The sequence below is a fragment of the Silvimonas amylolytica genome, assembly GCF_014645555.1.
Lineage (GTDB): Bacteria > Pseudomonadota > Gammaproteobacteria > Burkholderiales > Chitinibacteraceae > Silvimonas > Silvimonas amylolytica.
Genome location: NZ_BMLY01000001.1, coordinates 838,731 through 863,858 on the forward strand (window position 1 = coordinate 838,731; position 25,128 = coordinate 863,858).

A 25,128-nucleotide genomic window follows, 5' to 3' on the forward strand; every position below is an offset into this window, starting at 1 on the left:
GCATCAACCACGCCATTTGCGCCATGCCCACCACCCCGCTGCACTGGTCAGCCCGGCCACAACGGTCACGATGATCCAGAAGCCATGCGCATGCTGCGCCAACGGAATTCCCCCCACGTTCATCCCCAGCAAACCCGCCACAATATTGAATGGCAAAGCCAGTACGGTCACGATGGTCAACATGAACAGGCTGCGGTTGTCCTGCTCGTTCATGTGGGCGGCAATTTCTTCCTGCAGCAGCTTGATGCGCTCATGCAGCGCCGTCAGATCAGACAGCACGGCGCTGAATTCTTCAGTTGATTCGCGCAAGTCGTCGATGTCTTCCTGAGCGATCCACTCCGGCGGCCGGTTTAACAGCCGGAACAGCGCGGCAGGCTCTGGCGCCAGCAACCGCTGCAAACGCACGAGCACGCGGCGCAGGCTGCCCAGGTTCACCCGCCGGCGTTCCAGCCGGTCTGCCAGCAAACGGTCTTCGATCCGATCCACCTCTTCGGCTGAGTCGCGCACGATTTGTGCCAGCACGCCAGCCTGCAGACTCAACAAACGCACCAGCAACTCAACCGGTGAACGCAGGCGTGCGCCGGTGCGTACAGACTCTCGCAAACGGTCAATAGAACGCAGCGGCCGGCTGCGCGCGCTGATCACCATGCGGCAATCCAGGCATAGCCACAGCGTAGAGATTTCCGCGGCATCAAACGAGAAATCAAACAACACGTCATTCAGCACGGCTTGTAGCGCTTCACCTTCCAGTTCTACCCGCGAAGAACGCGACGAAGTATGCAGCGTATGTTTGAATGACTCCGGTAATGGCAACGTATTCAACCAGCGTTCCGTCGCCGCCATGGCCAGATTGAAATGCAGCCAGATAAAGCCTGGCTGATGGCCCGGCAACGCCAGCCAGTCACGCGCTTCCTCTGCAGTCACGGCCTTGGCACCCTCGGGCCCGAACAGAAACCCGCATACCATCCCTGACGAATCTGCTCCGTAACTACCCAGCGCATTCAGCTCCATCGGTCTTTTACCTGTGTTTTATGAATTGTTGATCTGACCGGCTACGCTAACCTGCCTTTATGACGTCTTTGTTGCAGTTTCTTTACCGCCGACAAAGCATTGCCGTTGGCCTGATGCAAGTACATAATTTGTGCCCGGCACCTTTTGCATCCATATCTACAAACACAGCAAAACGAGCGTGCAAAGCGCTCAGGTGGACGGAGGAGTAATGGTTGAACATATATTGGCCTGGCATGGACTGGGCTGGCTGTTCTGGGCTGTGTGGTGGACGTTCATTGCTGGTGGCATTCACCAGGCGCAGCCTTTGCAACCGCCGTTATCCCGGTTGTTGCAGGTATTGCTGATTTTTGTTGGCTTTGTGTTGCTGAATCAGTACGACCCTAGTGAATACGCCTGGGAGCAAATTCTGTCTTTGCTGCTATTGGTTGGCGGCCTGGCCGGGATGGTGCAATCCCGACGCGTCCTGGGCGCGGCGTTTACTGATCGCAGCGGGCAACTGGACCCCGGCCCGCTGGCCACTTGCGGCATCTACCGTCGCGTACGCCATCCCTTGTGCAGTTTCTTTGTACTGGCATTCTGTGGCACCGCACTGGCACATGGCTGGCAAGCCCTCTGGACAACCATTCCGGTGCTGGCCGCGTTTGTCTGGAAAGCCCGCCAGGAAGAAAACACGCTGCAAGCGCGTTTTGGTACTCGCTGGACCGATTACAGCAATCACACGGCGCGCATGGTGCCTGGTATCTGGTAGACCGGGCGCCTGCGCAGCTTCGCCCTCTTCTGCCTCAGGAGTACCGCATGACCAGTCGCCGCACTTTCCTCTTCAAAACCTTGCCTGCAGCCGGGATAACGCTGGCTTTGGCGCGCCACGTACTGGCCGCGGATCCGGAATTGGCTGAGTCAGACCCGGATGCCATGAAACTGGCTTATGCGGCGGATGCCAGCAAGGTCGACAAAACCAGAAACCCGACGTGGGCGACCGGCCAGCGTTGTGACACCTGTGAGCTCTTCAACGCGCCTGACGGTGGCGATCTGGGCGCCTGTAGCTTGTTCAAGGGCAAAATGGTCCGTGCGGCGGGTTGGTGCAATCAGTACGTGCCGTAAGTGGATCCGGTTGATGGGTGCAGGACCAACAAAAAAGCAGCCCGCAGGCTGCTTTTTTTTCAGGCTGGCTAAACCTCCGGCCAGCTCTACATCAAAGCTTGTATTGCGCAGTTTCGCGTTCCATATCCTGTGCCAGACGGCCCAGATTACGTGCGGCTTCACTGGTGTTGCCGGCAATGGCGCTGTTCTCGTCCGTCATCTGCGCAATCCGTTCTACCTGCTGCGCAATGTTGGAACTGGCCTGCGATTGCTCGCGCAGCGCGCCAGAAATATCGTGCACCATTTCAACAGTGCGGCCAGCGTGCTCGCCAATCTGTTCGATGACTGAGCGGGCCTGACCGGCTTGTTCCACGCCCGAATGAACCAGTTGAACGGCTTCGTTCATGCCGGTCACTGTACGCTGCGCACTTTCGCCCACGGCACTGATGATCTGGCTGATTTCAGCGGTCGATTGCGCGGTACGCTCGGCCAGTTTGCGCACTTCATCGGCCACCACCGCAAACCCACGGCCGGTTTCACCGGCGCGGGCCGCTTCAATGGCCGCGTTCAATGCCAGCAAGTTGGTTTGCTCTGCCACGTCGCGGATCACCCGCACGACGGAAGAAATTTGCTGGGTCTGTTGCTCCAGTTGGGTCAAACGGTCAGCCGCCACACCCACGCCTTCAGCAATGCGGTTGATTTCATCAGCAGTGCGGCCAATGATGTCGCGGCCCTGCGTGACCAGCTTGCCGGATTCAGAGGACAGATTCTGTGCTTCCATCGCGCGGTCAGACACGTGGTTGATGCTTACGGTCATTTCTTCGATCGACGCCGCCATGCTGGCAGTCGCTTCGCTTTGCGACGCAGCAGCCCTGGCCACTTGCTCACTGGCATCGGACAGCTGGCTGGCAGAACTGGCCACGCTGTTGGTGGCACTTCTCAGTTGCGTCAGGCTGCCTTGAACCTTGTCCTGCAGTTTGTTAAAGGCACGAATGGTCACGCCCACTTCATCACGACCGCTGCCGTCCACACGGGTACGGAAGTCCAGTCGGCTTTCCACCGCTTCAATCCCGTTACGCATGGCGCTAAGCGGTTTGGTGACAGAGCGGTAAATCAGGACCGACAAAATAATGGCGCCCAGCAATACCACAATGCTCAAGCCAATCAGCATGTAGAGCGCAGAATGGAACGTGGTTTCAGCCAACAGGCTGGAACGGTCGCCCAACTGGCTGTTGTATTTGGCGTGGGCGGTAAAAGCGTCGGAAACCTTAAGCTGGTCGCCATACGAAGACATCATCAAGGCGATGGCATCTGCCTCGTTGCCCGCCTTGGACAAGGCCAGCATTTTGTTCTGTATTGCTTCGTAATTGGCGTAGGCAGCGCTATCTGCATCCAGCAGCGATTTATCCTGATCATCAGAAATCAGCGTGCTGTATTTATTCAGGCCATCATGAACCTGTTGCGACTGGTCGGAGATTTTCTGCTCCAGCTTGGCCTTCTCTTCGGGGGTTTTGACAACCAGATGCCGAAATACCGAGACCCGCATCCGTTGGTAATTCTCAGATGCGTTACGAATATCGTTAATGCTGGGAATGATGTCGCTGTTGAGTTCCACAACCCGGTCATGCATCCGGTCCAGTTGCCAGATACCCGTTAGAAGAATAAACAGCAGCCCGGTGATAAACAGGCCGATTAAAAGCAGAAGTCGTTTTCCGATAGACATGATGCGCATGGACCCTGATTATTATTGAATCGAACGCGAGTCTTCGAAATGCTCGCACTCCCATATATTCAAACATCATAGTGAGGCACTGGTAAGCCCACTGGTGCGGAAAGACTTTTCTTGTATTGTCTTTAAAGACCGTATTCACATCATTAGCAAGGGCTTGCGTCTCAATGCGACCGTTCATTGATCCGATGAACGGTAACTCATCCTTAAAAAGAAAAAGGCACATGAAAGCTTTAATGCTTTCTGTGCCTTTTTTTCAATTGCCATTCTTTCAATGACGGAAATAACTTCGCGTTATTTAGTTCGAATCGGCAATTATCGCAATATCAATTCTTGAAGAGGTCGATTACTTTTTGCCGATCCGCATTGTCATCGGCATTAGGAGAACTGGCATCTTCTTCATCAGGTTGACCGTCGCCCGCGCCCAGGTCAATACCGGCGACAAAGCCGTTCCCTGGGGTCATGTTGTCGTAGTACAGCTCACCTTCGATATTGACTACGCCATCGGGCATGGGAATCTGATATTGCGGGACGCCCTGCAAAGCCTTGCCCATGAAAGACACCCACAGCGGCAACGCCAGTTGCGCGCCAAACTCGCGGCTCCCCAGGGTTTTGGGCTGATCGTAGCCCAGCCAGGTCACCGCCACGAGATTGCGCTGATAGCCCGCAAACCAGCCATCCATGGCGTCGTTGGTGGTACCGGTTTTACCGGCAAGGTCAGTCCGGCCCAAGGCATTACTGCCCGCGCCGGTACCGCGCTGTGCGACGGTCTGCAACATGCTGTTGATGATGTAGGCATTGCGTGGGTCAATCACGCGCGGTGCATCCTTGCCCGCCGTAATGGGCTTGAAGCGTGACAGCAAGCCACCGCGTGCATCGTGAACCTCGGCGATCAGCCAGGGGTTCACGCGGTAACCGCCATTGGCGAACACCGCATAGCCATTGACCAGTTGAATGGGCGTAACCGCACCGGCACCCAGGGCCATCGGCAGGTAAGCCGGGTTTTTGGCCGCATCAAAACCAAAGCGGGTGATGTACTGCTGGGCGTAACCAGTCCCGATGAAATTAAGCGTACGCACTGCCACCAGGTTTTTGGACTTCTGCAGACCACGACGCAGCGTGATCGGACCTTCCGGATCATCATCATCCTTGGGCGACCAAGGTTGCTGATCTGGTGTGGCGGGCGGCAGTGTGAAGGCCGCATCGTTCACCAGCGTCGCCGGGCCAACGCCCTTTTCAATCGCGGCAGAATAGATAAACGGTTTGAAGGTAGAACCTGGCTGGCGCCACGCTTGAGTCACGTGGTTGAACTTGCTGCCATCGGCTTCAAAACCGCCGACCAGCGCCTTGATTGCCCCGTTATCCGGGCTAATAGCCACCAGTGCGCCTTCCACTTGTGGCAACTGGCTAACCTGCCAGTTGTCTTTGGCGTCTTTGCTGATGCGAATGATCGAACCCGGACGAATGCCGTTTTTGGCATTTGGCTTGAGCGCGTTAGCCGCAAATTTCAGACCATCACCCGTGATCGTCACGGCTTCACCGCTGGAAGGAATAGCGGTCACGGATTTGGCACTGGCGGCAGTCACCACGGCCGCTACCAGGTCATCGTTATCCGGGTGCTGATTCAGCGCGTCGTCAATGGCGTCTTGCTGGGCATCCGGGTCAACCGGCAACTCCATGCTGCCTTCCGGACCACGGTAACCGTGGCGACGGTCGTAATCCATCACCCCGGCGCGCACAGCCTTGTAAGCGGCGGTTTGATCAACCGAGTTCACTGTGGTGTAGACACTGAAGCCCTTGGTATAGGCATCTTCCTTGTACTGGCCGTACAGGGACTGACGCACCATTTCCGCAATGTATTCGCCATGCACGGCAAACTGGCCGCTGGACGCTTCCACTACATGCAGCGGTGTTTTCACCGCCTCGTCGTACTGTTCCTGGGTGATGTACTTGAGATCAAGCATGCGCTTGAGGATGTATTCCTGACGGATCTTTGCGCGCTTGAAGTTCACCACCGGATTGTAGGCGGAGGGCGCTTTGGGCAGCCCGGCCAGCATGGCCGCTTCCGGCAACGTGATGTCTTTCAGATCCTTGCCGAAGTACACCCGCTCTGCGCTGGCAAAACCATACGCGCGCTGACCCAGAAAAATCTGGTTCATGTACAACTCTAGAATCTGGTCTTTGGTCAACGCAGCTTCAATCTTGTACGCCAGCAACATCTCGTAAACCTTGCGGGAATACGTCTTGTCGCGGGTCAGGAAAAAGTTTCGCGCCACCTGCATGGTGATGGTACTGGCACCCTGGGCGGCACCGCCGTGCATCAAGTCTGCGACACCAGCACGGGCGATACCGACAAAGTCGACCCCGCCATGTTCATAGAAGCGGTAATCCTCAATGGCGAGTACCGCTTTCTTCATGACATCCGGGATATCCTGGAATTTGACCAGGCTACGACGCTCTTCGCCAAACTCGCCAATCAAGACCTTGTCTTCGGTGTAGACGCGCAATGGCACCTTGGGCTGGAAATTGGTCAGCGCATCCAGATCGGGCAGCTTGGGCCCCATTAACAGGACCACGTAGGCCACGCCCAAGGCGATGAGGACGGCAATCGCGGCAACAATGCCGACGAGAAACAGCAGGATGCTGCCGCGCGCACGGTGCAGGCTTTTCTTGTTCTGAGCAGGATTCATGAGGCGATCCGGTCAAACCTTTGAGCTACAAAGGCTCCGATGATACCGGTGTCAGGTCCTTGTTGTAATGTCAGCCTTCACTGCAGAGCGTGACAAGCACGCCAGCAAGCCAGATCGCTATGCCCTACCCGCCTAGTGGCGCGGGCCCGACGCGTGCTCCAGGCTTGACCAGAGGTCTTCTTCTGTATCTTCCGGAAACGGCCGCTCGACATCCGGCAGCATCTTCCTGCCTGGCGTCACCCACTCTCGCTGGGCGTACAGGCCAGACATATTCCCCAGTACCGATGCAGCCATCAGCAAATTCAGTGACTGAAGTGATTTAGACGGGATACGCATGATGCCCTCCTTGCCGGCGCGTATTCAGGCCAGCTGACCTCATCATCGCGCGATCTACCGCTGCCACACGATCAGCCCGCACCGGTTACAGCTGTCAGCCTGAACCCGACACATGCATTTGTCATTTCGACTGGACTGGCGGGCAAAAAAACGGGCACCGCAGTGCCCGCATCAAGGGTTGAACGTATCCCGTTATGCAGCCAGTTTTGCGGCTACATCACGCAATGCCGTACGCAAGCCCTCCTCGACCACCGGGTGGTAGAACGGCATGTCGAGCATCTGCGGCACCGTCAGTTGTTGCTGCACAGCCCATGCCAGCAGGTGGGCAATATTTTCAGCGCGCGGGCCAATCCACTCGGACCCCAGGAAACGGCCAGTCTGTTTGTCGGCGTACACATGCATCAGACCCTTGTTGCGGAGCATGACGCGGCTGCGGCCCTGGTCTTCAAAGCTCACTTCACCGGTCACGAAACTGTCCGGCACCAGATCAGCAAAACGCTGGCCGACCATCGCGATCTGCGGGTCAGAGAACACCACGGCGATCGTGGCACGGCGCAGGCCGGGGTTTACTTGTGGCCAGGTGGCGGCGTTGGTGCCCGCCGTTTTGCCTTCGTCAGCCGCCTCATGCAGCAGAGGCAGGAAATGATTGGCATCACCGGCGATAAAGATCGGCGAAGTACCGCATTGAGTGGTATCCGGGTTGAACAGCGGCACGCCGCGTTCGTCCAGCGTCAGGCCGGTGTTTTCCAGGCCCAGGCCGCGCACATTGGGCGTGCGGCCAGTCGCGGCCAGTACGTAGTCATACGATTCCGTCACACTCTCGCCGTTGGCTTCACGGAAGGTGATCACGGCCTTGTCGCCGTCGCGCGCCATGTTTTCGATTTGCGCATCCGGGTTAAAGGCAAACTCGCTCCGGAATACGCCTTTGGCATAGTCTCGCACTTGCGGGTCAGTCAGTGGTCCAACACCGCCGCGTACGCCAAACAGCCTCACTTTCACGCCAAGGCGTGACAGCGCCTGACCCAGTTCCAGACCAATCACGCCGGGGCCGAACACAGCCACGCTCTCTGGCAGCGTATCCCAGTTGAATACGTCATCGTTCACGATCAGGCGATCACCAAATACCTTGAACGCCTCCGGAATAGCCGGGCTGGAACCACTGGCGATGACCACGCGAGAGGCTTGTACCAGTGTTTGTTCACCACCATCAAAACCCACTTGCAGGGTGGTGTTATCAACAAAGCGGGCGAAGCCAGCCAGCTTGTGCTCAGCCGGAATGCCGTCCACGCTCTTCACCACAAAGCCGACAAAACGATCACGTTCACGCTTGACGCGATCCATCACTTCGCGACCGTCAATGCGGATATCGCCATCAATATGCACGCCGAAGGCTGCGGTATGGCGCGCTTCGTGGGCGGCTTCGGCAGCGGCAATCAAGAGTTTGGATGGCATGCAACCCACTCGGGCGCAGGTGGTGCCGTAGGGGCCGCCTTCAATCAATAGCGCACGTTTACCACCCGCAATGGCAGCCCGGTACGCAGCAAGGCCAGCGGTACCGGCGCCAATGATCGCCACATCGGTCGTAATAATCTTGCTTTGATTGGTCATGACGAGCCCCTTGTTTTGATTGAGTGTTTAATCGGGATACGCGAATTCAGCGCGCAGACCACACCGCACGGCACAGGGTCATGTGCTGTGGTCTGCAAACTGGAGAGGGGGAAAACAGGCGGTGCGATGACCGCCTGTTCCAGACAGAGACTTACTGGTGCGACTTAAGCAGCGACAAACTTTGCCACTTCTTCGGAACCGCCAATCAGCTTGCCGTTCACGAAGACTTGCGGGGCAGTCATGGTGCCAGAGACAGCGCCCAGTACCTTGCCGCGAACTTTGTTGTCCAGCGGCACTTCAATGAAGTCATAACCCGCTGCAGTCAGTTGCTCTTTGGCCTTGGCGCAGAATGCGCAGCCGACCTTGGAGAACACCACCACTTGATCCGGCTTCTTCGCAGTCGGGGCAATGTGGTTCAGCATGGTGTCGGCATCGGACACTTCAAACGGATCGCCTTCTTTTTCCGGCTCGATGAACATCTTTTGCACCACGCCGTCTTTTACCAGCATGGAGTAGCGCCAGCTGCGCTTGCCAAAGCCCAGGTTGGCCTTGTCGACCAGTTGGCCCATACCCTCGGTAAATTCGCCGTTGCCGTCCGGCACCATCACAATGTTTTGTGCTTCCTGATCCTTGGCCCATTCATTCATGACGAAGGTATCGTTCACGGACACACACAGAATGCTGTCGACGCCTTGCTCACGGAACACCGGAGCCAGTTCGTTGTAACGCGGCAGGTGAGTAGAAGAACAAGTGGGGGTGAACGCGCCCGGCAGCGAGAACAGCACCACGGTCTTGCCCTTGAACAGATCGTCGGTGGTCACGTTTTTCCATTCGTTGTTTTCACGAACACGGAAAGTGACATTGGGAACGCGTTGGCCTTCACGAGATTGCATAGTGGTTACTCCTTGCTGGTCGGTTGTGTTGTTTGATGCGATGGACGAAGTATGCCGATGCCCGATTGATTGATCCAATTTATTGTTACAAACAATTCGATAGAAAATATCGATCAATAAAAACACATAGGCTACGGCTATCATCCCTCGAACGCCCGAAGAAGTCAGACAACAGCGGCATCAGACCAGTGCCAGTCAAATGCACCACACAACACGGTACAAACCGGCTTGCAGCAAGACGCTCAATCAGCGCTGCATAGGCGCAGGCAAGGTGGTCAACCAGGTCAGTACCGACGCCAGCACCGCCTGACGGTATGGGTCTGGCTCGTTGAAAAGCTCGTGATAGAACTCGGGGAACTCATGCAGTACCACCATGCCGGCGGGCGCATTCGCCGCAAAGGTGCGGCTGCCGGCGGGATCAACCAGTTCATCGTCCCCGGCCACCAGCAACAGGGTGGGCACGGCCAGATCACGTACCTCGCCCAACACCCGGTTGCCGGTTGCCAACAGAAAATGTGCCAGCCTGGGTGTCATGCGGGCATGGCGTAGCGGGTCTTCCAGAAAGGCCTGCCCGACTGCCGGATCATGCGACAACTTGTGATTGGGAAATTTGCGGCGCATCGGCATGCGCGGCACGGTGTGCGCTAGCGCCCAGGCCAAAGCGTGCACCGGCTTCCCTTGCCACGTACGCAATGCGGGTGAACTCAGAATCAGCCCGGCAGGTTGCACCCATTTACCCGTGACGGCAGCCGCAGCGACGAGGCCGCCCATGCTGTGCCCCAGCAGCAGCGGTGTAAAACCGAGTTCGGTCTCAAAGGCGGTGAACTGGCTGCGCAGATCATCCAGCAGCATATCCGCATGCAACAAAGAGCCTCGCGCGCCGGGGCTGTTGCCGTGCCCGTAATGATCATAAATGCGCACTGTAAAGCCATGCTGGTTAAACCAGCGTGCGACGTGCTCATAACGGCCACCGTGCTCGCCGAGCCCGTGGGCAATCATGATGGCTTTACGGGCATCGGCGACGGGCCAGTTGTATTGGTAAAGCGTGTGTACGGGTTTGGTCATGCAATGATTGTAGCCGGCCCTTCCCTGGCATGCTTTGGTGGCAAAACCCATAAAAAAACCCCGGCAGGTGCCGGGGTTTTCCATGCGGTACACAGTCTCACTTAGTGAGCGCTTTGACCCGCTGCGCCTTCGTCCAGCGCACGAATTTCTTCGTCTTCTTTTTCATGCGCGGCGGCATTGTGGTCAGCAGCCAGCATCATGTAAATGGCCGGAACCACATACAAAGTGAACAGCGTACCGATCGCGATACCCGTTGCGATCACAAGGCCCATGTTGAAGCGGCCCAGTGCACCCGCACCCGAAGACAGAATCAGCGGCAGGACGCCCAGCACCATGGCGGCAGTGGTCATCAGAATCGGACGCAGACGAATACCTGCGGCGTCTTCAATGGCTTTGCGCTTGCTGTGACCCAGCTTTTGCTGCTGGTTGGCAAATTCCACAATCAGGATACCGTGCTTGGAAATCAGGCCGATCAGCGTCACCAGACCCACTTCCGAGTAGATATTCAAGCTTGCACCACCAATCCCCAGCGAGACAAAGATCATCGCACCGCAGATCGACATCGGCACCGACACCATCACGATCAGCGGATCGCGGAAGCTTTCAAACTGCGCCGCGAGCGCCAGGAAAATGATGATCAGCGCAAACACGAAGGTGACAATCAGCGCACTGCTTTCCTGCACAAACTGGCGCGACTGGCCGCCGTAATCCACCGTGTAACCTTGCGGCAGCGTGTCTTTGGCAATGCCCTGCATGGTCTGGATCACCTGACCCACTGTCACGCCGGGGAACGGCACGCCAGAGATCGTCGCAGAGTTCATCTGCTGGAAGTGGTTCAGTTGCTGCGGAATCACCGTGGTCTTGACCTTGGCCACCGTTGACAACGGAATGCTGTCGCCGGTCGAAGTCGTGATGTGGTAATCCAGCAGTTGGTCCGGGTTCAGACGATCTTCACGACCCACTTGCGGGATGACCTTGTACGAACGGCCAGCCAGACTGAAGTAGTTCACGTAGCCACCACCCAGCGCAGCACCCAGCGAGTCACCCAGATCTTTCATCGACAGACCCAGTTGCGAGGCCTTGTCGCGGTTGAAGCTGATCTCGGTTTGCGGCTTGTCGTACTTCAAGTCCACGTCCATGTAGATGAATACACCGCTGGCACGCGCCTTGGCCATCATCTCTTGCGCCACTTCGTTCAACTGCTGGAAGTCGTTGGTCGTGTTGATGACAAACTGCACTGGCAGACCACCACCACCGCCCGGCAACGGCGGCGGCTGGAACGCCGCAGCTTGCGCGCCGGCAATCTCACCCAGCTTTTGCTGAACCTGCGGCTGGATCTTGTCAGCAGTGGTTGTGCGCTCATCCCAAGGCTTGAGCACCATACCGCCAATGGAGGTATTCAGACCCGACACCCCGGTCAACTGGAAGACGTGGTCAGTCTCTTTGAAGCCCTTGAAGATATTGAAGACCTGGACTGCATCTTGTTGTGTTTGCTTGAGCGAGGCATTGGGTGCGCCCGTGCTCATGGTAATCACAATCCCCTGATCTTCCTGCGGAGCCAGTTCGCTCTTGGAGGTAATGAACAGGAAGTAGATGCTCACCAGAATAATCAACGCGAACACACCAACAACCGGCAGGTAATCGAGCGAACCCCGCAGCGAGCGCTCATAGCGGTTACGCAACCGATCAAACTGTTTGTCGAGCCATTGCGCCAGTTTTTCCGGGTGTTCCGGATCATGCGGCTTGAGGAAGCGACCGCACATCATGGGCGACAGCGTCAGCGCGATGATGGCAGACACACCCACGGCACCCGCCAGGGTGAAGGCGAACTCGGTAAACAGTGCGCCAGTCAGGCCACCCATAAAGCCGATCGGAACATACACCGCAATCAACACGACCGAGATCGCGACGATCGGGCCTGCCAGTTCACGCGCGCCCTTGATGGCCGCCTGGAATGGCGACAACCCTTCTTCAATGTGTCGGTGAACGTTCTCCACCACGATAATCGCGTCATCCACCACCAGACCAATCGCCAGCACCAAGGCCAGCAGGGTCAAGAGGTTAATGGTGTAGCCCAGTGCCAGCATGATCATGAACGCGCCAATCAGCGACAGCGGCATGGCGATCACCGGGATGATCACGGAACGGAACGAGCCCAGGAACAGGAAAATCACCACGGTCACAATCAGCAGCGCTTCGCCCAGCGTCCAGATCACTTCATGAATGGCGCTGTTCACATACTTGGTCGCGTCATACACGATGGTGCCCTGCAGCCCTTCTGGCAACTGGCTTTGCACTTCCGGCATGGTTTTGCGGACGCTGTCGATCACGGTCAGCAAGTTGGCGTTTGGCGCCACCTTGATACCGATATACACCGCCTGTACGCCGTCAAATCCTACCTGCGTGTTGTAGTCTTCCGAGCCCAGCGAGACATTGGCCACGTCAGACAGACGCACAATGGCGCCGGCCTTTTGCTTGACGATCAGGTTGTTGAACTCGTCAGCCGAGTGCAGACCGGTATCGGCCGTCAGGTTCACCGTCACCATATTGCCGTCGGTACGGCCCACGGCAGAGATGAAGTTGTTGGCCTGCAAGGCAGTCGAGACATCCGCAGCCGTCACGCCATAGGCGGCCAGCTTTTTCGGATCGGTCCATACACGCATGGCAAAGCGGCGCTCACCCAGGATTTCCGCCTGTTGCACCCCGTCCACGGCCTGCAGTTTTGGCTGCACCACGCGGATCAGGTAATCGGTGATCTTGTTGGGCGGCAACGCCTTGCTATAAAAGCCGATGTACATCGAGTCGATGGTGTCACCGACCGAGATAGCGATGACCGGCTGTTGCGAGCCCTGCGGCAACTGGTTCAGCACCGCATTCACCTTGGAGGTGATTTCGGTCAGCGCCTTGTTGCCGTCGTAGTTCAGTCGCAGGTTGGCCGTGATCACGGAACTGCCCTGCGTACTGGTCGAGGTCATGTAATCAATGCCCTCAGCCTGCGCAACGGAGTTCTCCAGCGGCGTGGTGATAAAGCCCGCCACCAGTTCCGGATCAGCGCCGGTATAGGTGGTGGAGATCGTGATCACCGCGTTTTCGGTCTTCGGGTACTGCCGGATCGGCAATAGATCCAGCGAACGCAAACCCAGCACCAGAATCAGCAGGGAGAGCGTGGTCGCCAGCACGGGCCGGCGTATGAAAATATCGGTAAAGCGCATCTGGCTAACCTCTGTGTATCTGCAGGCGTGGAACCGGCAGAGAGCCTTTCTGCCCTGGCGGCGCACTTGTGGCGCGCCACCAGGTCTTGCTGGTCAGGAACAGGCCGCAACGTGGGCTGCGGCCCGCGACATCATTCCTCATTACCCACTTGCGGATTCGGGTTGTCGGAAGGTGCTTGCTTGTTGTTCACGATGACCGTGCTGCCGTTCTTGAGCTTGTGCTGACCACTGGTGACCACGTAGTCGCCTTCTTTCAGACCACCAGTGATGGAGACCTGGTCGCCGCGAGTCTGGCCGGCCGTTACGAAGGTTTGCTTCACGCTCAGTTCTTGCTTGCCGTCCTTGTCCTTGCCTTCCGTGATCAGGAAGACCACTTCACCGTACGGGTTGAAGCTCACGGCTGTTTGCGGCAGCGTCAGGTACTTGATCGGCTCTTGCGTAGAGACATTCACCGTGGCAAACATGCCAGCCAGCAGTTCACCCTTGGGATTGCTGACCGAGGCCTCGACCTGGATGTTGCGGGTCGATGGATCAACCTTGGCGTCAATGGCTGTGATCTTGCCAGCGTAGGTCGCCTTCGGATTGGCATCGCTCTTGACGTTGATCGTCTGACCAATCTTCAGTTGCTGCAGCGCTTGTTGCGGCACCAGGAAGTCAACCAGGATCGGGTCAACAGTCTGCAGCGTGGCCAGCTTGTCGCCCGGGTTGATGTACTGGCCCGGGTTAACGGTGCTGATACCCACCTTGCCAGCGAATGGCGCGCGGATCACTTTCTTGGCGATCACGGCTTGTTGCTGGGCCACGAGCGCGTTCTTGCTGTTCAGGTCCGCAACGTCAGCATCGACCACGGCTTGCGCTACGGCTTGTGCTTCGAGTTGGGCCTTGTCGCGCTTGAGGGTGGTGGCAGACAGATCAGCCGAAGCCTGCAGCGATTTGAGTTGTGCTACTTCGGTATCGTCGTTGAGCTTGACCAGCGGCTGGCCAGCCTTCACAAACGAGCCCGATTGCAGCAGCACTTCACGCACCTGGCCGGCGACTTCGCTGGACAGATCAACGCCGCGCACAGCACGCAGGGTACCTACGGCGGACAACGTCGGTTGCCACGGCTGCACACCCACGTGGGTCGCAGTCACGGTCACCGGCGGTGCCTTGTTACCGCTCAGGTACTTCTTGATCATCATTCCCTTGAAGACCTGGAAGCCAAAAATGCCCCCAAAAATCACCCCGACAACAACCAGCATGATAATCATGCGCTTGGTCATACAAATTCTCCCCGAAGGCTTGGGTACTGCGATTACGGATTCTTTCCCGGACGAGCAGCGCTTTGTTGGCCCTGCCCGATTCCACCAGTCATGAAGGGTTTGCTCTTCCCTCCACAACACGTCATGTCACGTTTTGTTTAATTCAAATACTGTGTTCAGCCACCCGCAGCCGGCGCACTGGCGGCATTTGCCACCGCGCCGTCCGCCTTGAGTGGGCCGCCCACCGACTGGAACAACGCAGCGGTATCAGTCAGCCGTGTCGCGCTGGCCGTCCACATGTTCAGCTGGGTTTGCTGATATTGCAGTTGCGAAATCAGCAATGACGCAAACGAGGTGCCACCCAGCTTGAAGCGTGCCTGAGTGAAGTCGAGCGAACGCTTGGCCGCATCCGCTGCATCGACCCGCGCTTGCAAGGCCAGCGCATCCTGATCCAGCGCCTGCAGACTGTCAGACACATTCTTGAATGCGTTCAGCACCACCTGGCGATACTGCGCCAGCGAGGCATCCAGCCCGGCCTCAGCCGCCCGTTTTTGTGCACGCAACGAGCCGCCATGGAACAACGGCTGAGCCAGACCAGCACCAATGCTCCACAGACCATCATTGCCAAAACTGACCGTCTTGAAACTTTGCGACGCGAGCCCCAGGGAGCCCGTCAGCGTGATCTTGGGATAAAGATTGGCCGTGGCAACACCCACTTGCGCGGTTGCCGCATGGACCAGCGCTTCAGAGGCCTGGATATCAGGACGCGCACGCACCAGTTCAGAAGGCAAGCTCACCGGCAAATTGGTCGGCAGTTGCAAGTCCTCCAGCGACAGTTCCGGCGTACCGTTATCCGGCGTGCGGCCCAGCAACACCGCCAGTTGGGTCCGCGCTTGCGCCAGGGATTTGTTCAGGTCCGGCAGTGACGCCTTGATGGTGGCGACCTGCGTTTGCTGGGTAGATACATCGGCTTGCGACACCGCCCCCAGCTTGAATTGCTTTTGCAGGATATCCAGCTGCGACTGCTGCAGATCGACCAGTTGTTTGGTCACCTCGACCTGCTTGCGCAGCGAGGCCTCAGTGATAGCCGCAGTAACGATATTGCCGGCCAGGGTCAGGCGTGCAGCTTCAAGTTGAAATTGTTGCGAATCAACTTGTGCGGCAGAGCTTTCCAGCTCACGACGATTGCCACCAAAAATATCCAGCGTGTACGACACGTTCACCGACGCGTTGTACAAGTTGTAGATATACGAGCCGCCAGTACCGGATGTCGCGGCCGAGATGCGATTACGCGATGCGCTCAAAGAACCGTCAACCTGCGGGAAGACAGTTGAACCGTACTGGGCGTTATAGTTTTCCTGAGCCTGACGCAGCGTGGCTTTCAGCTGGTCCAGGTTAGGGCTGTGGGCAAGGCCTTCAGCCACCAGTGCGTTGAGCTTGTCCGAACCAAACAGCGCCCACCAGTCATCCTGAACCTGGCCGGCGACGATCTGCTGGGCTGCGCCATCCAGACCTTTGCTGCTGACCGTCCGGGCCGCGACAGGCACCTGATTGTAACGTTGAGCTGCCGGGGCATCCGGCGATTTGAAATCAGGCCCGACCGCGCAACCGGCGATCATGGCAACGAGGGGAACGACGAGAAAATGGCGAGGCACAACACGCATCATGACAATCCCGAAAGTACGATCAGCCCGGCTGCAGTGCCTGGATAAAGCACGGGGCAACAGAGGAACAAAACCGGCAAGCGGCTTGCGCCTGACCGACATTGCGAACAGCGGGCATGCGATCAGCCCGTAATAAGAACAGCATCATAATGAGTCAGTTCGGGCTCGTCTAGACTGTACCGTCCAGCAAATATATTTTTATTGATTATATTTTTGGGGATATGACTTGCAATCTGGCGAAATTTCTGTGCAAGCGGATGTAACGCCGGTGACACACAGCCCCCTCTTCCCTGCCAGCAACCCGCCAGATCGCTGCATTAAACGGGGACACTCAGGAAAATCCTTAGTGGCTTCCCGGGTACATTCATCCAAGAATGGGCAGACCAATTCAAACAATCGTTTTAATATGATGCACCCGGCCAGACAACTACACTGCGCAAGGCCGGCAAATACACGATGCGAGGACTCTGCAATGGCTGCCTACCCACATTTGCTGCAACCGCTCGACCTGGGCTTTGTCACGCTGCGCAACCGCGTGCTGATGGGGTCCATGCATACGGGGCTTGAAGAGCAGCACGACAGTCTGTCGGCACTGGCCGCGTTCTACGCCGAGCGCGCCGCTGGCGGCGTGGGGCTGATTGTCACGGGTGGCATTGCCCCCAATGCTGCCGGCCAGATTTACGCCGATGCGGCCATGTTGAACGATGCTGCTGCCGTGCAGCGTCACCGCGAAGTCACCGATGCCGTGCATGCCGAAAGCGGCCATATCTGTTTGCAGATCCTGCATGCCGGCCGCTATGGTTATCACCCCGAATGTGTCGGCCCCAGCGCGATTGCTTCGCCAATCTCTGCGTACACACCGCACGCGCTCACCGAGGATGAAATCCACAGCACAATCGCAGACTTTGCGCGCACCGCCAGCCTGGCAAAAGAAGCAGGTTACGACGGTGTGGAAATCATGGGATCAGAAGGTTATCTGCTGAACCAGTTTTTGAGCCTGCATGCTAATCAGCGTGACGATGACTGGGGCGGCAGCTTTGCCAATCGCATGCGTTTGCCGCTGGCCATCGTCAAAGCTGTGCGCGCTGCCACGGGCGACAATTTCATCATCATCTTCCGCCTGTCGATGCTGGATCTCGTCAAAGACGGCGGCACACTGACCGAAGCCATCGAGCTGGCGCAAGCACTCGAAGCAGCTGGCGTGACCATGATCAACACCGGCATCGGCTGGCACGAAGCCCGTATTCCGACCATTGCAGCAGCCGTGCCGCGCAAAGCATTCAGCTGGGTGACGGCGCAAATCCGCCCACACGTGAAAGTGCCGCTGATTGCCGTCAACCGCATCAACACACCTGAAATTGGCGAAGACATCCTGGCCAGCGGCATTGCCGACATGGTCTCACTGGCGCGTCCGCTGCTGGCCGACTCAGATTTTGTGAACAAAGCTGCAGCCGGCAAAGCGGACGAGATCAACACCTGTATTGCCTGCAATCAGGCCTGTCTGGACCAGGTATTCCAGGGCCAGCAAGCCAGTTGTCTCGTGAACCCGCGCGCCTGCCGTGAAACAGAGTGGGTCATCAAACCGGTTTCCACTCGTCGTCGTGTCGCCGTCATCGGCGCTGGCCCTGCGGGTTTGTCCTGTGCCACAACCGCCGCAGAACGCGGCCATGATGTCACCCTGTTTGAAGCGGGCGACGCCCTTGGCGGCCAGTTCCGCATTGCCAGTCAGATCCCTGGCAAAGAAGAATTCAAAGAAACACTGCGTTATTACACCCGGCTGGTCGAACGCCGTGGCGTGAAGGTCAAACTCAACACCCGCGCCGATGTGAATGATCTGGCCGGTTTTGACGATGTGGTCATCGCGACCGGCGTGCAGCCGCGTGAACCCGCCATTCCAGGCATCGACCATCCTAAAGCCGTGCGCTACCCGGATGTATTGCGCGGCAAGGTGACAGTGGGTCAGCGTGTTGCCATCATTGGCGCGGGCGGGATTGGCGTGGACACGGCGGTGTTCCTGTCTGAACAGAACGAAACGCATCACGAAACCGACATCGCCCGCTATCTGGCCGAATGGGGTATCGACCAGACCATCAGCACACCGGGCGGCTTGACGGCGCCTGAAGGTCATACGCCGACGCGTGAAATCTGGTTATTGCAGCGCCGCCCCGGCAAACCTGGCGCCGGCCCTGGCAAAACCACGGGCTGGATTCATCGTCTGACGCTGCAACACCGCAAGGTCAATCTGATTGGCAGCGTTGAATACGTGCGTATTGACGACGCCGGGCTGCATATCCGCGTGAAGGATGAAGACCAATGCCTGCCGGTGGATCACGTCGTGGTTTGTGCAGGCCAGGAACCAGTGCGTGACTTGTTTGATGCATTGACTGAACGCGGGGTAAAAGCACACCTGATTGGTGGCGCGCAGGAAGCGCGGGAAATTGACGCGCGGCGCGCGATTGCAGATGGCATGAAGGTGGCGATGGGATTGTGATCGGGTTGCTGCCAGCCAAAAAGCCCGACCGTTGAGTCGGGCTTTTTGATGCCCCTCACCGGCCAAAAACCACGACAGCGCGACGCCCATCCCTTCAGCGTTGTACAAACCTCATCACCCACATACCCCTGGTTTGACAAGCCTGGCAGCGTTGGCGCACAGTGCCTGCTCCACCCCACTACCACAGGAGCACCCAAAGATGCGTACAACTGATCTTGCCCTCCTGTCGGTCAACGCCTGAGCGGGCGCGCTCTCTTTACCCTGATCTGAAGTCCTGCTGCTGTTGTCCGCCTGCCGTCACGCATTGCGTGTATCTGGCATGTGACGGCATGCGCTGACAGCCCGCCACGATTTCTCGCCCTCCTCGGGCATGGCCGACCTCCCTCTTTCTTCGCTGCGTGACCAAATACGCAGCGTGTGCCTGCGCGCGTCGCGGGCAGACCGGAACAGGAATAACGGACACCATGCTTGAAGTCGCTTTCGACTATCCGCAATTGCAATTGATTGGTCTGAACCAGACCGTGGTCAATCTGCTGTACACCCTTGATGAACAACCCACTCAACCTGCTGCGCTGATGCGCGTGGTGGAAATCCAGCGTGACTGTGTGACGCTACACGACGGCAATATGGAACACGCCGCCCGCGTACTCCCCTGGCTGATCGAATCACTACACGCCCATGCCAGCGCACTGGCCGTAGGTGATTGGGTGATTACACAGACCAACGACCTTGGCGAACACTGGGTTGGCCAGCAACTCCCGCCCATCAGCCATCTGGCCCGCCGCGCCAACGATGGCCGGCGCCAACCACTGGCCAGCAATGTTGATACCGCTTTGCTGGTCATGGGGCTGGACCTGGATTTCAACCCACGCCGGCTTGAGCGCTATATCGCGTTCACCCGTGCAGCAGGCATCAACGCCGTAGCGGTACTGACCAAGGCCGATATCAGCCCGGATGCCGGGGAAAAACTGGCAGAGCTACAGGCCCGCTTGCCAGCCGACATACCGATCCTGGCGATTAACGGGCTGGAAGAAGCAACCTGCCTGACCTTGATGCCATGGCTGGCGGCGGGGCAAACACTGGTTGTTTTGGGCAGCAGCGGTGCAGGTAAATCCACCCTCACCAATACGCTCAGTCAGTCAGATGACCAGGCTACGGGTGGCGTACGCAAAGGCGACGGGCGTGGCCGGCACACCACCACCGCGCGCTCATTGCATCGGCTACCCGGCGGCGCTTGCATTATCGATACGCCTGGGCTGCGTACCTGGCGGCCAGATACCGATGAGGCCGGCATCAACGCCGGGTTTGAGGATATCGACCAACTGGCAGCGCATTGCCACTTTCGGGATTGCCAGCATCGGGACGAACCTGGCTGCGCCGTACGTGAAGCAATTGCACCAGACCGGCTGCGTAACTATCACAAGTTGATTCGGGAAGCGCGACGTGGTCAGCAAACCGCACTGGAACGCAAAGCCGAAACCGCACGCTGGAAAGCCATTGGCAAAGCCGGTACTGCACGACACCGTGAAAAGCGCGGCGGCTAATCGGGCGGGGGCGCCTGACCGGGCGCACCCTTCTTTTGCAAAAATGGCCTGTTGAAACCGGCCAGACTTGATGAATAATCAATAAATGAAAATCAGCACTGAAGAATTGCTGGCGTTTGTGACCGTCGTCGACACTGGGTCGATCACCGGCGCTGCGCAGCAACTAGACCAGACCACGTCCGGCATCAGCCGGGCGCTGACGCGGCTTGAGCAAAAGCTGGCGACCACCCTGCTCAACCGCACTACCCGGCGACTTGAACTCACCGAAGAAGGCCGGCTTTTTCTGGCCAATGCGCGCAAGATCATCGCCGCTATTGATGATGCAGAAGAAGAACTGGCGGTGCGCCGTGAACACCCCGCAGGGCGACTACGGGTGAATGGGGCGTTCCCATTTATCTTGCATGTGATCGTGCCGCTGGTTGCAGAGTTTCGTGAACGCTACCCAGGTATTGCACTGGAACTGAACGCCAGCGATACGATCATCGACTTGCTGGAACAGCGCACCGACATCGCCATTCGCCACGGGCAATTGCAAGACTCATCCCTGCACGCCCGGTTTATGGGGCATACCCGTTTGCGAGTCCTAGCTTCACCGGCTTATCTGGCCACACATGGCACACCAGAACATGTTGGCCATCTGGCCGATCATTCGTTGATCGGATTCAGCCAGCCAGAGTCGCTCAATACCTGGCCACTGCGGCATGCCGAGGGTGATGGCTACACCATCACGCCAGCACTGGTGTGTTCCAGCGGTGAGTCCGTACTGCAACTGGCAGAACAAGACAATGGCATTGTGTGTTTGTCTGACTTCATGACCAGCAAGGCGCGATCGGCAGGCAGACTGGTCGAAGTCCTGCCGCAGTTCACCATGACCACCTTCCAGCCCATTCATGCTGTGTATTACCGCAACACCGGTTTATCGGCGCGGATTCGTTGTTTTCTGGACTTCCTGGGCGAAAAACTGCCCGGCATGCTGTGAACTGCGCCGCAGCGACCAGCGCGGTCAAGCGGCAGACCTGAAGTGGCAGGGTAAACTGGCAGGCTTGAACACAAGAACAAACCCCGCAAGCCAAAGAGGACCACATGAATACCAAAACCCTGCTCATTGCCGCCGTACTGACTCTGGCGCTCACCGCCTGCAGCAAAATTACTGCCGAAAACTACGCCAAAATCGATACCGGCATGGCTCGCGCGGATGTAGTGCAAATCCTGGGTGAACCGGACAAAACCGAGAGCAGTTCACTCTTGGGGATTAGTGGTGAAAACGCGGTCTGGGAATCTCGCGGCACCGTCATCACCCTGCGCCTGGTCAACGGCGTGGTACTGACCAAAGATCTGCAAAAACACTAAGCGCCTGTTCACACACCTGCACCGTTCACTGGACGGCGCGGCCTGTTTTTCTGCGCCGCGCCGGTCTAGCCTGAGTCATGCCAGCCCGATGGAGTTCCGGCATGACACGCAATACTCCCAACGAAGACTCGCTCAATCAGCCCCGCCCGCTGAATGAGTACAATCTGTTTCTGGCCGATCTGCCTTTGCGCGAAGCATTGGCGGCTGAGTCGCCAGCGAACGACTACAGCCAACTGTTAACGCGACTGGGCGCGCGCCTTGGCACACCCGAAACCTTTGAGCTGGGCCGCCGCGCCAACCAGCACAAACCGGCGTTGATCCGTTACGACGCCGGCGGCAGGCGCATTGATCGCGTGGATTTTGATCCCGCCTGGCATCGGTTGATGTCAGAGGTGACTGCGAGCCGTCTTCACAATGGCCACTGGGGCGACCCGGACGACTCCCCCGTGGCAAGAGCGGTGCGCTTTATGCTCCACGCGCAAGTCGAAGCCGGCACCCTGTGCCCGGTGACCATGACCTACGGCGCCGTTCCCGTCTTGCAACGAACGCTCATGACCGAGAACGGACCCTGCGCGGACTGGTTATCACCCTTGCTCTCCCCGCTTTACGATTCGTCCGATGCCCCGGCTACCGCCAAACGTGGCGTATTGATTGGCATGGGCATGACAGAGAAACAAGGCGGCTCTGATGTGCGTGCCAATACCAGCGAAGCCACGCCGGCGGGCAATGGTATGTATCGCCTGAATGGTCACAAGTGGTTCTTTTCTGTGCCGCAAAGCGATGCGCATCTGGTGCTGGCCCAAGCGGCCGGCGGATTATCATGTTTTCTGCTGCCGCGCGTGTTGCCAGATGGCCAGCGCAATGGCATCGCGCTGGAGCGCCTCAAGGACAAACTGGGTAATCGCTCCAATGCCAGTTCTGAGGTGGAGTTCCACAACGCGCTGGGCTGGCTGGTCGGCGAAGAAGGCAAAGGCGGTCGCACGATCCTGGAAATGGGGGGCCACACGCGCTTTGACTGCGCACTGGGCAGCACCGGGTTAATGCGCCGGGCCTTGTCATTGGCGCTTTATCACGCTCGCCACCGCCGCACCTTTGGCAAGGTGCTGATCGAACATCCGCTGATGGCTTGTGTGCTGGCTGATCTGGCACTGGAGCTCGAAGGTTATACGGCGCTCTTGCTACGACTGGCCCGTTGGCGCCGCCCGCAGGCTGAACCGCACGAGCAAGCCCTGGCGCGCATTTTGACCCCCGCTGCCAAGTACCTGATCTGCAAACGAGGCGCGGGGTTCGTGGTCGAGACCATGGAGATCCTGGGCGGCAACGGCTACATCGAAGAAAGCGACTTGCCGCGCATTTACCGCGAGATGCCCGTCAACGCGATCTGGGAAGGCTCTGGCAACATCATGGCACTGGATGTCATGCGCGCTTTGGCCAAAGAACCTCAAACCCGGGATGCGCTGGAAAACTGGTTTGCCCCACTTGCCCGCGCACATCCGGCATTCGCGGTGGCATCCACGATCATTGCGCCCCTGCTGGCCACACCTGAAGAACACCGCATGCGAGATCTGGCCGAGCGCATCGTTCACCTGGCTTGTGCTGCCGTCTTGCTGGAAAACGGCAACGCAGCGATAGCGGACGCCTGGTGCCTTGGCCGGTTAAACGCCACTGTCAGCCAATATGGTGCGCAGGTGCGAGAGGCATCGTTACTGCTAAAACGGGCACTACCAGCGCTATAAGTTACGTGATGCATCAGCCATCTTCGCTCAGCGACGCTTTGACTTGTTCATGCTTCATCTCACCGCTCATCCACTCTTTACACCCACACAGCAAGGCCAGCACAAACGGTGACAAAAACCCGCGTGAGAAAATGACAAGTGTTTAATACACTGCGAAATAGTTTTAATAGTTTCTTTTGCAATTTCTTACCTGCTGCCTCGACCCCAAGCTGACCCGCGTCAGAATAAGGGCCGGCATAGATCATGCGCGCCCTGACTGCCCTGTATTACAGGCAAAAGCCTGACCTCGCTTCCGCCGCCTTCCTGGTGGTGGCCTTTCTCACCGGTACCGCTGGCGCATTACAAGTCCCCACGCTCAGTTTGTTCTTGAGCAATGAAGTTGGTGTGCGCCCCTTTCTGGTCGGCACCTTCTACACCGTAAGCGCCATTATCGGCATTCTGATCAGCCAATGGCTGGCTCATCATTCCGACAAGGGCATTAACCGCCGCATGCTGATCGTGTGGTGCTGTTTGCTGGGTGCGCTAGGTTGCGTGCTGTTTGCGTTTGATCGCCACTATTTGCTTCTGATTACGGTCGGCGTGGTGCTGGGAAGTTTCGGCGGCACGGGCAACCCGCAAGTGTTTGCGCTGGCCCGTGAACATGCAGATCACTCCGGCCGCGAAGCCGTGATGTTCAATTCAATCATGCGGGCACAGATTTCGCTGGCCTGGGTCATTGGCCCGCCGCTCGCCTTTGCCCTGGCCATTGGTTACGGCTTCCCGGCCATGTACCTGGGCGCATCGGCTGCCTTTCTGGGCTGTGCACTGATTGTCTGGAAGGTGCTGCCAGACCTGCCCCCCCGCAAACATCACGCTGCATCGCATGCCCCGCGTGTGAGCTGGTGGCGCGATCCGCAAGTGCGGTTGCTGTTTATCGGCTGCACGCTGATGTGGACCTGCAACAGCATGTATTTGATCACCATGCCGCTGTACATCACGCGTGATCTGGGTTTGCCAGAACGCACGGTCGGCATTCTGATGGGCACTGCTGCGGCACTGGAAATCCCCGCCATGCTGATTGCGGGGTACTACACCCGCCGCTTTGGCAAGCGCAGCATGATGCGCTTTGCGACCGGAGCGGGCGTGTTGTTCTACATCTGCATGACGCTGATTTCCAACGAGTACGCCATGATCGCCATGCAACTATTGAACGCGATTTTCATTGGCATCATTGCCGGGATCGGCATGTTGTATTTCCAGGATGTCATGCCCGGCCAGATCGGCATGGCCACCACGCTGTTTGCCACCAGCACACGGACAGGTTCTGTTGTTGCCGGCGCGGTTGCAGGTTCAGTGGCTGAGTTGTGGGGTTATCACGCCGTCTTTTATGTGGCGGTGCTGAGTGTCTGTACGGCCCTGGTCTGCTGTTTCCGGATGAAGGACGTTTGATCCCGCTCGATCTGCCATATTGATACTGCTGCGTCTTACCCGAAACGGCC

At 57.9% G+C, this 25,128-nt stretch carries 18 protein-coding genes; 8 read left to right on the top strand and 10 right to left on the bottom strand.

The window, feature by feature from the left end:
• Window positions 1–3: 3 nt before the first annotated feature.
• Window positions 4–1,011, bottom strand: a complete 1,008-nt coding sequence (locus IEX44_RS03740; protein WP_188688991.1) for a transporter — start codon at window positions 1,009–1,011, stop codon at window positions 4–6.
• Window positions 1,012–1,219: 208 nt separating this feature from the next.
• On the opposite strand from IEX44_RS03740, the gene IEX44_RS03745 reads away from it, so the two are divergent.
• Both IEX44_RS03745 and IEX44_RS03750 read left to right on the top strand, forming a co-directional pair.
• Window positions 1,220–1,759, top strand: a complete 540-nt coding sequence (locus tag IEX44_RS03745; protein ID WP_188688994.1) for a methyltransferase family protein — start codon at window positions 1,220–1,222, stop codon at window positions 1,757–1,759.
• A gap of 47 nt (window positions 1,760–1,806) precedes the next feature.
• Complete coding sequence (locus tag IEX44_RS03750) at window positions 1,807–2,112, top strand: high-potential iron-sulfur protein (protein WP_188688997.1); 306 nt, start codon at window positions 1,807–1,809, stop codon at window positions 2,110–2,112.
• Between the two features lie 91 nt (window positions 2,113–2,203).
• On the opposite strand, the gene IEX44_RS03755 is transcribed toward IEX44_RS03750, so the two are convergent.
• The 9 genes from IEX44_RS03755 to IEX44_RS03795 form a co-directional block, all read right to left on the bottom strand.
• Window positions 2,204–3,814, bottom strand: a complete 1,611-nt coding sequence (locus IEX44_RS03755; protein ID WP_188689000.1) for a methyl-accepting chemotaxis protein — start codon at window positions 3,812–3,814, stop codon at window positions 2,204–2,206.
• A gap of 332 nt (window positions 3,815–4,146) precedes the next feature.
• Entirely contained in the window at window positions 4,147–6,510 is a 2,364-nt protein-coding gene (locus tag IEX44_RS03760) for a penicillin-binding protein 1A (RefSeq protein ID WP_188689003.1), read from the bottom strand.
• A 132-nt stretch (window positions 6,511–6,642) separates the two neighbouring features.
• Window positions 6,643–6,846 carry a hypothetical protein gene (locus IEX44_RS03765; protein WP_188689005.1) on the bottom strand — a complete coding sequence of 68 codons (204 nt, stop codon included), beginning with the start codon at window positions 6,844–6,846 and terminating at the stop codon, window positions 6,643–6,645.
• Window positions 6,847–7,038: 192 nt separating this feature from the next.
• Entirely contained in the window at window positions 7,039–8,454 is a 1,416-nt protein-coding gene (locus IEX44_RS03770; protein ID WP_188689010.1) for a dihydrolipoyl dehydrogenase, read from the bottom strand.
• A 164-nt stretch (window positions 8,455–8,618) separates the two neighbouring features.
• Window positions 8,619–9,347, bottom strand: coding sequence for a glutathione peroxidase (locus IEX44_RS03775; RefSeq protein ID WP_188689012.1), 729 nt, complete (start codon window positions 9,345–9,347; stop codon window positions 8,619–8,621).
• A gap of 246 nt (window positions 9,348–9,593) precedes the next feature.
• Window positions 9,594–10,412, bottom strand: a complete 819-nt coding sequence (locus IEX44_RS03780) for an alpha/beta hydrolase (RefSeq protein WP_188689015.1) — start codon at window positions 10,410–10,412, stop codon at window positions 9,594–9,596.
• A 101-nt stretch (window positions 10,413–10,513) separates the two neighbouring features.
• Window positions 10,514–13,624, bottom strand: coding sequence for an efflux RND transporter permease subunit (locus IEX44_RS03785; RefSeq protein WP_188689018.1), 3,111 nt, complete (start codon window positions 13,622–13,624; stop codon window positions 10,514–10,516).
• Between the two features lie 131 nt (window positions 13,625–13,755).
• The gene (locus tag IEX44_RS03790) at window positions 13,756–14,886 is read right to left on the bottom strand and encodes an efflux RND transporter periplasmic adaptor subunit (protein WP_188689021.1); all 1,131 of its coding nucleotides are present in this window, start codon (window positions 14,884–14,886) and stop codon (window positions 13,756–13,758) included.
• 155 nt (window positions 14,887–15,041) lie between these two features.
• Window positions 15,042–16,529: an efflux transporter outer membrane subunit gene (locus IEX44_RS03795; protein ID WP_229678728.1), complete on the bottom strand. Its 1,488-nt coding sequence runs from the start codon at window positions 16,527–16,529 to the stop codon at window positions 15,042–15,044.
• 472 nt (window positions 16,530–17,001) lie between these two features.
• On the opposite strand from IEX44_RS03795, the gene IEX44_RS03800 reads away from it, so the two are divergent.
• From IEX44_RS03800 to IEX44_RS03825, 6 genes are all read left to right on the top strand, one after another.
• Window positions 17,002–19,020, top strand: a complete 2,019-nt coding sequence (locus IEX44_RS03800) for an NADPH-dependent 2,4-dienoyl-CoA reductase (protein ID WP_188689028.1) — start codon at window positions 17,002–17,004, stop codon at window positions 19,018–19,020.
• Window positions 19,021–19,484: 464 nt separating this feature from the next.
• Window positions 19,485–20,564: a ribosome small subunit-dependent GTPase A gene (rsgA, locus tag IEX44_RS03805; RefSeq protein ID WP_188689031.1), complete on the top strand. Its 1,080-nt coding sequence runs from the start codon at window positions 19,485–19,487 to the stop codon at window positions 20,562–20,564.
• 85 nt (window positions 20,565–20,649) lie between these two features.
• Window positions 20,650–21,543 carry a LysR family transcriptional regulator gene (locus IEX44_RS03810; protein WP_188689035.1) on the top strand — a complete coding sequence of 298 codons (894 nt, stop codon included), beginning with the start codon at window positions 20,650–20,652 and terminating at the stop codon, window positions 21,541–21,543.
• Between the two features lie 104 nt (window positions 21,544–21,647).
• Window positions 21,648–21,914 (top strand): DUF3862 domain-containing protein, encoded by a 267-nt coding sequence (locus tag IEX44_RS03815; protein ID WP_188689038.1) that lies wholly within the window; start codon window positions 21,648–21,650, stop codon window positions 21,912–21,914.
• 101 nt (window positions 21,915–22,015) lie between these two features.
• Window positions 22,016–23,650, top strand: a complete 1,635-nt coding sequence (locus IEX44_RS03820; RefSeq protein ID WP_188689041.1) for an isovaleryl-CoA dehydrogenase — start codon at window positions 22,016–22,018, stop codon at window positions 23,648–23,650.
• Window positions 23,651–23,893: 243 nt separating this feature from the next.
• Window positions 23,894–25,078, top strand: coding sequence for an MFS transporter (locus IEX44_RS03825; protein WP_188689044.1), 1,185 nt, complete (start codon window positions 23,894–23,896; stop codon window positions 25,076–25,078).
• The last annotated feature ends 50 nt before the right edge of the window (window positions 25,079–25,128 follow it).